The following is a 12,374-nucleotide window of genomic DNA, read 5'->3' on the forward strand; positions in this document are numbered from 1 at the left end:
CTATCAACCCCCGAAAGGGGATCAAGAGATGATCGTCACATTCGACTGTCAACGGGGGGCTGGTGAACGCTTACGTTCGCGTCATGGCGCTTCTTCCTGCGTTGGCAGGCTTGCTTATCCTGATTGCCTCTCTATACTCGCGCGCAATACCCGCCTTTTTATTCTGGATATCGCAATGCCCCTTGCCTTCCTGTTTCCCTTCTCCTGCATGGCCATCTGGGCCGGCAATGGCATCGTCAGCAAGCTGGCGGTCGGGGTGTTGTCTCCTGCGGCGCTCGCCTGGTCGCGCTGGATGGTGGCGGCCCTGGTGCTGACCCCGTTTCTGGCTCACCGGGCCTGGCGCGAGCGCCGCAAACTGCGGGCCGGTTTCTCGAGGCTGGCGGTGCTGGCCCTGCTCGGGATGGTCTTGAACCAGACCTTTGGCTATTACGCGGCCCAGACCCTGGGGGCTACCGAGATTGGCCTGATGATGGGGCTGACCCCCTTGATGACGGTGCTGCTCAGCATCTGGTTGCTGCGCGAGCGGCCCACCTGGGGGGCGCTGCTGGGAGGCGCCATCTCCATTCTGGGGCTGGCGATTTTGTTGGGGCAGGGGGATCCGGCCCGGCTGCTGACCCAGGGCATCCATATCGGTTCCGTCTACATGCTGCTCTCGGCGGCCACCTATGCGCTCTACAGCGTGCTGCTCAAGCGCTGGGATCTGGGGCTGGACAACTGGTCCATGCTCTACGGTCAGGTGCTGTGCAGCCTCCTGTTCCTCACCCCCTTCTATCTGCTGGTGGACGGGCACTGGCCCGATGGCAGCGCCCTCTGGCTCATCCTCTATGCGGGGATCCCGACCTCGGCCCTCTCGCCCTGGCTCTGGATGCAAGGCATTGCCCTGCTCGGGGCGAGCCGCACCGCCATCTTCATGAACCTGTTGCCGGTGATGACGGCCGCCCTTGCCATCAGCTGGCTCGGGGAGCGGCTCACCAGCTATCACCTCATCGGTGGCGGCATGACCCTGATGGGGGTGCTGCTGGCGCAGTTGCTGGTCAGGCCCGTGACGGTGCGAAGACGCGCCCGGCTCGCGGTGGCGGGCTGTCAGGAAAAGTAGGATAAAAAAAGACCGCCCTCGAGGCGCAATGCTGTTCAGATAAGCACATTTTTGACTAATTATTCATAAATGCGACTTGAGTTGGGGGAGCAAGGCTGTTTCCAGTCGATGTTCCTTCAGCCTTTATCCAGCGTGGCTTGCAATAGAAAGAGGGAGGCATCATGCCTCCCTCATTTTTTAGCCCTGATACTACGTGGACTGGAACTCAAATTCTCTTAAGTGAACAGCATTGCGCCCTCGAGGCGGTCTTTTTGGTTCGGTGCCCAGCGTCACTGCGCCGTCAGATAGAGATCCTTGGCATAGACCAGGTCTTGCGGGTTCTGGTAGGGGTAGCCCTTGACGTTGGGTTTGAGCAGCCGTGATTTCACGTAGAAGTAGACAGGGGCAATGGGGGCCTCCTCGTCGATCAGCACCTCGGCCTGCTGATAGAGGCGGTTGCGCTCGGCCGGATCCTTGGCGTCATGGGCCTTGGCCAGGAGGGCGTCGTACTCCTTGTTGAACCACTTGCCGCTGTTGGCGCTGCTGCTGGAGGTCATGATGTCGAGGAAGGTGGAGGCATCGTTGTAGTCTCCGTTCCAGGAGTAGCGGCTCACCCCGAAGTCACCCTCGTTCAGGGCCGACACCATGGTCTTCCACTCCATGTTGTTGAGCTCCGCCTTGACCCCCAGGTTGTGCTTCCACATGGAGGAGATGGCGAGCGCTATCTTCTTGTGCCCCTCGTTGGTGTTGTAGAGGATGTCCACCGTCAGCGGCTTGTCAGGGCCGTAACCCGCCTCGCCAAGCAGCGCCTTGGCCTGCTTGATGCGCTCTTCCTTGCTCATCAGCTCGCTGGCGGGGCGTTTGAGCTCGAAGCCGTCCACGCTCGGCGGGGTCAGGCTGAAGGCGGAGAGCTGCCCCTGTCCCAGGATCTTCTCCGTGATGGTGTCCCGGTCGATGGCAAGAGAGAGTGCCTTGCGCACCCTGACGTCGTCAAAGGGTTTGCGCTGGGTGTTGAACACGTAGTAGTAGGTGGTGAGCATGGGGGCGCTCACCAGCTCCTCCGGGCTCTGGCGCTTGATCTGCTGATACTGCTCCAGGGGATAGGTGGTGTAGTGCAGCTCGCTCGCACGATAGCGGTTGTAGGCCGCGGTATCGGAGACGATCTCCAGATAGATCACCTTGTTCAGCACGGTGTGCTCGTTGTCCCAGTAGTGGGGGTTGCGCTCGGCGATGAGGCGCTCGTTCGGGGTCCACTCCTTGAGGGCGAAGGCGCCGTTGGAGACGATGTTGGCCGGTTTGACCCACTCATGACCGAACTTCTCGATGGTGGCCTTGGGCGCCGGGAAGGTGGTGTAGTGGGAGAGGGTCTTGAGGAAGAAGGGGACCGGGTTTTTCAGGGTGATCTGCAGGGTGTAGTCATCGAGCGCCTTGATCCCCAGGGCATCCGGGCTCTGCTTGCCCTGCACCACGTCGCTGGCATTGGCGACGCCGGTCAGCTCGATGAACCAGGCGTAGTTGGAGGCGTTCTTGGGGTCCGCCGCCCGCTGCCAGCCATAGACGTAGTCCGCCGCCGTCACCGGCTCGCCGTTGGACCATTTGGCATCGGGTCTGAGCTTGAAGGTGTAGACGGTGCCCGTGGCATCGAGCTCGTAGCCAAGGGCGCCCGCCGCCTGCAGCTTGCCGTTGCCATCCAGGGTATAGAGCCCCTCGAACAGATCGTTGACGACGTCGCTGCCCGCGCTCTCTTCCACCATCTGGGGATCGATGGAGGCAGGCTCGGTGCCGATGTTGCGCACGAACACTTGCTGGGTGGCTGGCAGAAGCTGGGTGCCTTCAGGCACCTGGGCGGCGAGGACGGGGAGGGTGAGCAGAGCGGCAACCGCCCCGGCGATAAGCGACTTTTTCATTGAATATCCTTATGTTTTTTTGCTTCCAAAGCGCAGCCAGTGTGCGGGATTGGGGGGCAGATCTCAAGAGGGGAGCCTCTGGCGCAACATTGCCGGGCGCCAGGGGGAGCAAGGCGGGCCGCCGCGTCGGCCCGGATGCATTCTTGTCACGAATTAACCCCCCAAAAGATGCCGGATGGCACCCTTGTTTCACGGCGAAAGCCCGTGGTGGCGCGGTTTTCTGGCGATTTAAAGAACGGCTTAATTCGCTGCAAAAACAAAAAACAGGCGTTACATTGGGTTACAAAACAACGCTGCCGGGGATCGGCACTTTTTTTGCCGACACTTGCAAACGTTTTCAACGGCCAACGGAAACGATCTTAAAGGAACAAGAATGCGAAACATGATCACCATGGGCGAGTTCATCGTCAAAAAGCAGGCGGACTACCCGACCGCGACCGGCGAGCTGACCTCCTTGCTCAGCTCCATCCGCCTGGCCGCCAAGGTGGTGAACCGGGAGATCAACAAGGCGGGTCTGGCGGACATCATCGGCTCCATCGGCGCCGAAAACGTGCAGGGCGAGGTGCAGCAGAAGCTGGACGTCTATGCCAACGAGCGCTTCAAGGCGGCGCTGGAGGCCCGTGGCGAGGTGTGCGGCATGGCCTCTGAGGAGGAGGAGGACTTCGTCTCCTTCGATTCCGAGCTCTCTCGTCACTCCAAGTACGTGGTGCTGATAGACCCCCTCGACGGCTCCTCCAACATCGACGTCAACGTCTCGGTCGGGACCATCTTCTCCATCTACCGCCGGGTCAGCAAACCGGGCGCCGGGGTCACTCTGGAGGACTTCCTGCAGCCGGGTCACCGTCAGGTCGCGGCGGGCTACGTGGTCTACGGCTCCTCCACCATGCTGGTCTACACCACCGGCTTTGGGGTCAACGGCTTCACCTATGACCCCTCCATCGGCTGCTTCTGCCTCTCCCACGAGAACATCCGCATTCCGGAGGAGGGCAAGATCTACTCCATCAACGAGGGCAACTACATCAAGTTCCCGGACGGGGTGAAGAAGTACCTGAAATACTGCCAGGAGCGTGACGAGGCGACTCACAGGCCCTATACCTCCCGCTACATCGGCTCCCTGGTGTCGGATTTCCACCGCAACCTGCTCAAGGGGGGCATCTACATCTACCCGTCCGGCACCAACTCCCCGAACGGCAAGCTGCGCCTGCTCTATGAGTGCAACCCCATGGCCTTCCTGGTGGAGCAGGCCGGTGGCAAGGCGTCCGATGGCTTTGGCCGCATCATGGACATCCAGCCTACCGCTCTGCACCAGCGCACCCCCTACTTCGTCGGGTCCACCAGGATGGTGGAGCGGGCCGAGGCCTTCATGCGGGAGTTCTCCGCCCACGAGGATCCGGCCAACCAGGGCTAAGCCCGGGCCAGCGTCCCTTCGTCACGGGAGCCGTCAAGGCTCCCGTTTTTATTGGCGTGCAGGCGGATGTAGCCAGGTTGATATGCTGACGGACTGACGGACTGACGGACTGACGGACTGACGGACTGACGGACTGACGGACTGACGGACCGACGCGGCGCCTCGGCGGTCGCGGTGCAATGGCTGGTGGCCCCTGGCCGGGATACCTGGTCTGGATACCTGGGCGGGATAAATACGGCACGGGCCATCTGCGGGGCTATCGAGGCGCGTTGACCCCGTTTTTGCCCACGATCATCCCCACATCCATCTGTTTTTCAGATGGGTTATGACTCAATGCATCGTATCAACAGATGGATTCGGCGGCAAAATGGTGCTGCCAGGAGGGCGAACCGAGGCATCGGGAGGCAAGAAGGCGGGCCGGGGGCGAGATGCCGCCCCTTGCCAGCAACGAAACGGGAGCCCTGGGGCTCCCGTTGTTGTAGGCGGCAGGTCGCGCCCTGCTGACGTCATGCTTTCCCTCAGGGGGTGGCATGGCGGGCGAGATCCGCCAGCAGGCCGTCCACCAGTTTGAGGCGCATGGCCCTGTCCTGGGTCGGTACTTGGAAGCGCAGCCGGGTCGGCCCGTCCATCTTGTAGATGCGCGGCTGCTCCGAGAGCAGCTTGACCAGATAGGCCGGGTTGACCTTGGTTTCCTGGGTAAAGTCCAGATAGCCGCCGCGCTCGCTCATCTCCACCCGGCGAATCCCCAGCGCCGTGGCGCGCTGGCGGAAGGCGGCCAGCTCCATCAGCGTCTTGGTCGGCTCCGGCAAGAGGCCGAAGCGATCGATGAGCTCCACTTTGAGCTCCCGCAGCTCCTGCTCGTCGGCGGCACTGGCGATGCGCTTGTACATGGAGAGGCGCATGTTGACGTCCGGGATGTAGTCGTCCGGGAGCAAGGCGGGCAGGCGCAGCTCCACCTCGGTGTGCTGGCTCATGAGCTGCTCCAGCGACGGCTCCTTGCCATGTTTGAGCGCCTCCACCGCCTGCTCCAGCATCTCCATGTAGAGGGTGAAGCCCACCGATTCGATCTGGCCGCTCTGATCGTCGCCCAGCAGCTCGCCCGCGCCCCGGATCTCCAGATCGTGGGTGGCGAGCGCAAAGCCGGCGCCGAGATCTTCGAGGGACGCGATGGCCTCCAGCCGCTTGGCCGCATCCTTGGTCATCAGCTTGGGATGGGGGGTGAGCAGGTAGGCATAGGCCTGGTGGTGGGAGCGCCCGACCCGGCCCCGCAGCTGGTGCAGCTGGGCCAGGCCAAGGTGATCCGCCCGGTCCATGATGATGGTGTTGGCGCTCGGCACGTCGATGCCGGTCTCGATGATGGTGGTGCACACCAGCAGGTTGAAGCGCTGGTGGTAGAAGTCCGACATCACCCGCTCGAGCTCCCGCTCGCGCATCTGGCCGTGGGCGATGCCGATGCGCGCCTCCGGCACCAGCTCGGCAAGATCGGCGGCGCACTTCTCGATGCTCTCCACGTCGTTGTGCAGGTAGTAGACCTGGCCGCCACGCTTCAACTCCCGCAGTACCGCCTCGCGCACCACCGCCGGCTCGTGCTGGCGCACGAAGGTCTTGATGGCGAGCCGCTTGGCGGGCGGGGTGGCGATGATGGAGAGATCCCGCATGCCGGACATGGCCATGTTGAGGGTGCGGGGAATGGGGGTGGCGGTGAGGGTGAGGATATCCACGTCGGCGCGCAGCGCCTTGATCTTCTCCTTCTGGCGCACCCCGAAGCGGTGCTCCTCGTCGACGATGAGCAGCCCCAGATCCTTGAAGGTGAGCTCGGCGCCGAGCAGCTTGTGGGTGCCGATGATGATGTCCACCTTGCCCTCGGCCATCTCCTTCATCACCGCGCTCTGCTCCTTGGCGGAGCGGAAGCGGCTCAGCACCTCCACCCGCACCGGCCAGTTGGCGAAGCGGTCGCGGAAGTTGTCGTAGTGCTGCTGGGCGAGCAGGGTGGTGGGCACCAGCACCGCCACCTGCTTGCCGCCGTGCACGGCCACAAACGCCGCCCGCATCGCCACTTCGGTCTTGCCAAAGCCCACGTCGCCGCACACCAGCCTGTCCATGCTCTTGGCCTGGCACATGTCGCCGAGCACCGCATTGATGGCGTTGAGCTGATCCTCGGTCTCCTCGAACGGGAAGCTCGCGGCAAACTGGCGGTAGGCCTCCCGGTCGTGTTTGAAGGCAAAACCGTGACGGGCTGCCCGCATGGCATAGACATCCAGCAGCTCGGCCGCCACGTCCCGCACCTTTTCCGCCGCCTTGCGCCGCGCCTTGACCCAGGCCTCGCCGCCGAGCTTGTGGCTGGGCGGGTTGTCGGAGCCGGTGTAGCGGCTGATCAGGTGCAAACTGGTGACCGGCACGAACAGCTTGTCGCCGCCGGCGTATTCCAAGGTCAGAAACTCGGTGGGCAGGCCGCCTGCGTCTATGGTCTCGAGCCCCAGGTAGCGACCGACCCCGTGATCCAGGTGCACCACCGGCTGGCCCTGGGTCAGCTCGCCCAGGTTTCGGATCACCGCATCCGAGCTCAGGTTCTTGTTCTTGTCCCGCTGGCGCTTGCTGCGGATCTTGCCGCCGAGCAGCTCGGCTTCGGTGATGAGGGCAAGGGGCGTCTGGCCGGGCTCTTGCAGCAGGAAGCCCCGCTCCAGGGGGCAGACCAGCAGCCCGTGGCGCTCATCGCTCGAGAGGAAGGCGTCGAGGGAGGCAAACTCCCGGGGTTGCAGGTTGATCCGTGCGAGCAGATCCCCGAGCCCCTCGCGCCGCCCCTCGGACTCCACCGCAAACAGGGTGCGCCCGGCAAAGCCTTGCAGGAAGCCGTCAAGGGCCAGCAGGGGTTGCTCCTTGCTGTGGTCGAGCTGCAGATCCGGCAGGGGGGCGAGGGGCAGATCGTGCTGACCCGCTCCGCCGTCAACGGTCGCCTCCTGCAGACGCACGGCGCCATAGTCCCCGAGGGCGGCGAAGAGCTGCTCCACCGGCAGATAGATCTGCTGGGGCGGCAGCAGGGGACGGGTGTTGTCCCAGCGCCTGTCTTCATAGCGCTGGCCGATGTCGTTCCAGAAGCGCTGGGCCGCGGGGTAGATCTCCCCCACGGTGAGCAGCAGGGTGTTGCCTGGCAGGTAGTCAAACAGGCTGGCGGTCTGGTTGAAGAAGAGCGGCAGGTAGTATTCGATGCCGGCGGGCCAGCGCCCCTTGCTCACCTCCTGATAGACGGAGCCCTCGGCCCGGGAGATCTCGAACTGTTCGCGATACTGGCCACGAAACAGCTCGATGGCCCCCTCGTCGGTGGGAAATTCCCGGGCGGGCAGGAGGCTCACCGACTTCACCGGCTCGCTGGAGCGCTGGGTCTCGGGATCGAACGGGCGGATGGAGTCCACCTCGTCATCGAAAAAATCAATGCGATAGGGGCGGCTGCTCCCCATGGGGAAGAGATCCAGCAGGGAGCCGCGGGCGGCGAATTCGCCGTGCTCCAGCACCTGTTCCACCGCCACGTAGCCCGCCTCCGCCAGACGCCCGCGCAGCTGCTGCAGGTTGAGGCGCTGGCCGCTTGTGACCATCAGGCTGTATTTGTCGAGATAAGCCTGGGGCGCCGTGCGCAGCATCAGGGTGGAGATGGGCACGATGAGCACGCCGTGGCGCATCTGCGGCAACTGGTAGAGGGTCTCGAGGCGCTGGGAGATGATGTCCTGGTGGGGAGAGAAGCTGTCGTAGGGCAGGGTCTCCCAGTCCGGGAACAGCAGCACCGGGCAATCCTGATCCGCCAGCAGGAACCCCAGTTCCTGTTCAAGGCGCAGGGCGCTCGGGGTATCGGCGGTGACCAGCAGGACGGGTCTTCGGGCTTCCCGGGTGAGGCGGGCGGCAACCAGAGCCAGGCTGCTGCCGACCAGCTGGCCGAACGTTGTCTTATGGCCCGCTTTGGCGGGCAAGGCGGGGAGGGTCATTGGCATCATCGGAGTCTTTTACTGTTGGCGTTCTTTTGACATGGACCTGGGTTAGCGCTGACGTTCCTGGGCACGCAGCTTGAGCTGTTTCGACTGCACATGCAGGCTGGCGCGCACCAGCAGCTCCCGGTCATCCTCGCGGATGCGCACGTAGTCGAGCACCACGTGGGTGCCATGCTCTCCGGCGTCCCGCTGCACGACCTCGCCGTAGCAGTAGACGGCGGAGGCCTCTTCCCGCAGGAAGATCTTGAGCCGCACTATCTGGTGCAGGGCGGGGGCCTCCCCGTGCCCCTGGTGGGGGTGCAGGTAGGTGAGCTGCCCGGCGCCAAAGCGCAGGGTGTGGAAGCGGTGCTCGGGGTGATCCTGGGCCGCCAGCACATAGCCCATGATCATGTCGATCTTGCGGGACTGCTGGTTGATGATCTCCACCAGATCGTGCATGGACTCGTTCTGGCTGCGCAGCAACCGGCTGCTCACCAGATCGATGGAGGTGATGGCGGAGGCGATGCGAAACGGCTCGGGCAACTCGGCCTCCAGGGCCTCCAGCGTCGGCAGACGAAAGTCGGCCGGCATGGGGATCACATTGACCGGCGTGGCATGGGTGACGCTGAAGAACTGTTCCTGCATGGAGGCTATCCCTTGTTGTCATAGACGGTTTCCCTTTATTATCCGGTATCTTATTTCGTTGGCAACGTAGATATCCTTGAAGACCGGACTTTTTCAGCCACTGTCGCTGGCCATCGGCCTGCGTTATGCAGGCTCGCGACGCAGTAACCGCTTCGTCTCCTTTATCTCCCTGTTCTCCACCTTTGGCATCGCCATCGGGGTCGCAGCCCTGATGGTGGTGATCTCGGTGATGAACGGGTTCGAAGGCCAGCTCAAGGGGCGCATCCTCGGTGTGATCCCCCATGTGGTGGTGACCAATCAGGCCGGACGCATCGAGGCCGAGCCCGAAGGTCTGCCCGACCTGGCCCGCTTGCCCCACGTGGTGGCCACGGCCCCCATGCTCGACAGCGAAGGCATGCTGCAAAGCCCGGGTCAGCTCACCGGCGTGAGCGTGCAGGGGATCGATCCCGCCCGCTGGCCCAAGGATGACATCCTGCACGCCCAGATGCTGGGAGGGCGCCTTGACAGCCTGCAGGCCGGTGAATACCACATCGTGCTGGGGCAGGGGGTGGCCAGCCGACTCAAGGTCTCCATCGGCGACCAGGTGCGTCTCATCCTGACCGAAGGTACCCGCTTTACCCCCTTTGGCCGGGTGCCGGCCCAGCGTCTTTTCACCGTCTCCGGCATTTTCGGGGTCGGCGCCGACGTGGACAGCCAGGTGGCCCTGATTGCCCTGGGGGATGCCCAGCGCATGCTGCGCCTGCCCGCAGACAAGGTGGGCGGCATCCGCCTCTGGCTGGACGATCCCTTCGCCGCCGACGAGGTGGTGAAGACCGCGTTGCCGGACGGGCTGGAGTGGCAGGACTGGCGCCGCGAGCGCGGCGAGCTGTTCCAGGCGGTGGCCATGGAAAAACGGATGATGGGGCTGATGCTGGTGCTGATCATCGCGGTCGCCACCTTCAACATCCTCTCCGCCCTGGTGATGGTGGTCACCGACAAGGAAGGGGAGGTGGCCATCCTGCGTACCATGGGCATGAGCGAATCCGGCATCGTCAAGATCTTCATGGTGCTGGGGGCGTCGAGCGGCGTAATCGGCGCCCTGTTCGGGGGGCTGGCGGGGCTGGCGCTCTGCTTTGGCCTCAATCCTCTGCTCAATGCCCTTGGGCTCAACCTCTATATGGCGGCAGGGGGCAGCGGTCTGCCGGTCATCGTCGAGCCGGCCCAGGTCATGACCATTTTGCTGGGCGCCGTGCTGCTCAGCTTCAGTGCCACCCTTTACCCGGCCTCCCGCGCGGCCCGGGTCAAACCGGCGGAGGCGCTGCGTTATGAATAATTCATCTTCTGTTGTTACAGGTGCAAGTGGAGCCCCCGTTATGAATCAATCCGTCTCCTGCGAGCCGCTGCTGCGCTGTCAGGCCCTCAATCATGTCTACAAAGAGGGCAATCTGGAGACCCAGGTACTCAAGGGGATCGAGCTGGACGTCGCCCCCGGGGAGATGCTGGCGGTGGTGGGGAGCTCGGGCTCCGGCAAGACCACCCTGCTGCACCTGATGGGGGCGCTGGACAACCCTTCCAGCGGCGCCGTGCTGTTCAAGGGGCAGGACATCCATGGCTGGGACAGCCGCACCCAGGCGAGGTTTCGCAACCAGGAGCTGGGTTTCGTTTACCAGTTCCACCACCTGCTCTCGGAATTCAGCGCGCTGGAAAATGCGGCCATGCCGCTGCTGATCGCCGGTGAGTCGGTGGCCAGCGCCACCGAGAAGGCGAGCAAGATGCTGGGGCGGGTGGGGCTCTCCCACCGTCTCAACCACAGACCGTCCGAGCTCTCCGGTGGTGAGCGCCAGCGGGTGGCCATCGCCCGTGCCCTGGTCAACGAACCCAGCCTGGTGCTGGCGGACGAGCCCACCGGCAACCTGGATCATGCCAGCGCCACCGCCGTCTATGAGCTCTTGTGCGAGCTCAACCGCGAGCTTGGCACCGCGTTCGTGGTGGTGACCCATGACTTGAGCCTGGCCGCCAAGCTCCACCGCCGGGTCACCCTGGTGAGCGGCATCATGGCGGAGGTCGCCTGATGTTCAAGCCGCTGCCCCTGTTCCTGGGCCTGCGTTACAGCCGCTCCCGCCGCCGCAACGGCTTCATCGCCTTCATTTCGGCCTCCTCCCTCATCGGGATCGCCCTCGGGGTGATGGCCCTCATTCTTGGCCTCTCCGCCATGAACGGGTTCGAGCGGGAGCTCAAGAACCGGGTGCTCTCCGTGGTCCCTCACGGCGAGCTCATCGGCATGGAAGCGCCGCTGCCTGACTGGCCGCGGCTCAGGGACTACCTGCTGGCCCAGCCCGGGGTGGAGGCGGCTGCGCCCGTCATTCGCCTGGACGGCCTGCTGGAGCACGGCTCCGCCCTCAAGGGGGTCCAGCTGCGTGCGGTGCTGCCGGAGCTGGAAGCCAATCTTTCCGATGCGGGCAACTTCATGACGGGTCGGGGCCTTCGCGAGCTGCAGGCGGGTGAACACGGAGTCATCCTCGGCAAGATCATCGCCGACAAGCTGGGGGTCAAGACAGGGGACACCGTCACCCTGCTGCTGCCCCAGGCGGGTGATGCCGCCGGCATCAAGAACCCGAAACGGGAGGCGCTCACCGTGGTAGGGCTGCTCGAGATCGGTGGCCAGCTCGACGGCCTGCTCGGCTTCATGCACCTGGCGGACGCCCAGGCCATCACCGGCATGGGCAGCGCGGTGAAGGGGTTCAGCATCAAGGTGAGCGACGTGCTCAAGGCCCAGTCCATTACGGTGGCGGCGGCCCAGAAATTTCCGCACTACGTCTATATCAGTAGCTGGATGAGCCGTCAGGGTTATCTCTATCAGGACATCCAGATGGTGCGCACCGTGATGTACGTGGTGATGCTGATGGTGGTGGCGGTGGCCTGCTTCAACATCGTCTCCACCCTGGTGATGGCGGTGAATGAGAAGCGCAGCGAGATTGCCATCTTGAAGACCATGGGGGCGAGCCCGGGCCAGATCCGGCTCACTTTCGTCATCCAGGGGATGGTGAACGGGGTGGCGGGAGCCTTGCTAGGCGCCCTGCTGGGCGGCCTGCTCTCCAGCAAGCTGACCCAGATCCTGAGCGCCATCGAAGGAGTGATCGGGCACCGTTTCCTCAATCCGGACATCTACTTCATCGACTTCCTGCCGACCGAGCTGCACATGCAGGACTTGCTCATCGTGACCGGCGCCGCCATCCTGATGAGCCTGGTGGCGACCCTCTATCCCGCCTGGCGGGCGAGCGGCCTGGTGCCGTCCCGGGAGCTGGGGCATTGATACCCATGGATGTGATCATGTACAGGATCTTTAGCAGCAACCAATTGAAATAGATATAAAAATGGCTTCGATTGTGATCTGATTTTATCGC

9 protein-coding genes are annotated in these 12,374 nt (G+C 63.7%); 6 read left to right on the forward strand and 3 right to left on the reverse strand.

Annotated features, from left to right (window positions below; all coding sequences use genetic code 11):
* Positions 1-175: 175 nt before the first annotated feature.
* Positions 176-1,096 (forward strand): DMT family transporter, encoded by a 921-nt coding sequence (locus OKB81_RS16045; protein ID WP_109112215.1) that lies wholly within the window; start codon positions 176-178, stop codon positions 1,094-1,096.
* Positions 1,097-1,365: 269 nt separating this feature from the next.
* Here the strand turns inward: OKB81_RS16045 and OKB81_RS16050 are convergent, their stop codons facing one another.
* On the reverse strand, positions 1,366-2,982 hold the full coding sequence (locus OKB81_RS16050) for a peptide ABC transporter substrate-binding protein (protein ID WP_270666237.1): 1,617 nt from the start codon (positions 2,980-2,982) through the stop codon (positions 1,366-1,368).
* A 143-nt stretch (positions 2,983-3,125) separates the two neighbouring features.
* Here OKB81_RS16050 and OKB81_RS16055 point away from each other — a divergent pair, with 143 nt between their 5' ends.
* Positions 3,126-3,368 carry a hypothetical protein gene (locus tag OKB81_RS16055; RefSeq protein ID WP_125117245.1) on the forward strand — a complete coding sequence of 81 codons (243 nt, stop codon included), beginning with the start codon at positions 3,126-3,128 and terminating at the stop codon, positions 3,366-3,368.
* Entirely contained in the window at positions 3,356-4,390 is a 1,035-nt protein-coding gene (fbp, locus tag OKB81_RS16060; protein ID WP_029314452.1) for a class 1 fructose-bisphosphatase, read from the forward strand. The genes OKB81_RS16055 and fbp overlap by 13 nt, the downstream gene beginning before the upstream one ends.
* A gap of 518 nt (positions 4,391-4,908) precedes the next feature.
* On the opposite strand, the gene mfd is transcribed toward fbp, so the two are convergent.
* Positions 4,909-8,373 (reverse strand): transcription-repair coupling factor, encoded by a 3,465-nt coding sequence (gene mfd / locus OKB81_RS16065; protein ID WP_270805314.1) that lies wholly within the window; start codon positions 8,371-8,373, stop codon positions 4,909-4,911.
* 42 nt (positions 8,374-8,415) lie between these two features.
* Positions 8,416-8,991: a PilZ domain-containing protein gene (locus OKB81_RS16070; protein ID WP_042863798.1), complete on the reverse strand. Its 576-nt coding sequence runs from the start codon at positions 8,989-8,991 to the stop codon at positions 8,416-8,418.
* Between the two features lie 76 nt (positions 8,992-9,067).
* On the opposite strand from OKB81_RS16070, the gene OKB81_RS16075 reads away from it, so the two are divergent.
* From OKB81_RS16075 to lolE, 3 genes are read left to right on the forward strand one after another with little or no spacing between them, the layout of a single operon-like run.
* The gene (locus OKB81_RS16075; RefSeq protein WP_010674566.1) at positions 9,068-10,303 is read left to right on the forward strand and encodes a lipoprotein-releasing ABC transporter permease subunit; all 1,236 of its coding nucleotides are present in this window, start codon (positions 9,068-9,070) and stop codon (positions 10,301-10,303) included.
* A 40-nt stretch (positions 10,304-10,343) separates the two neighbouring features.
* Positions 10,344-11,042, forward strand: a complete 699-nt coding sequence (gene lolD / locus OKB81_RS16080; RefSeq protein WP_010674567.1) for a lipoprotein-releasing ABC transporter ATP-binding protein LolD — start codon at positions 10,344-10,346, stop codon at positions 11,040-11,042.
* Positions 11,042-12,283, forward strand: a complete 1,242-nt coding sequence (gene lolE, locus OKB81_RS16085; protein WP_270666233.1) for a lipoprotein-releasing ABC transporter permease subunit LolE — start codon at positions 11,042-11,044, stop codon at positions 12,281-12,283. Before lolD ends, lolE begins: the two co-directional genes overlap by 1 nt.
* Positions 12,284-12,374: the final 91 nt, after the last annotated feature.

The organism is Aeromonas sp. QDB56 (genome assembly GCF_027705505.1).
Lineage (GTDB): Bacteria > Pseudomonadota > Gammaproteobacteria > Enterobacterales > Aeromonadaceae > Aeromonas > Aeromonas caviae.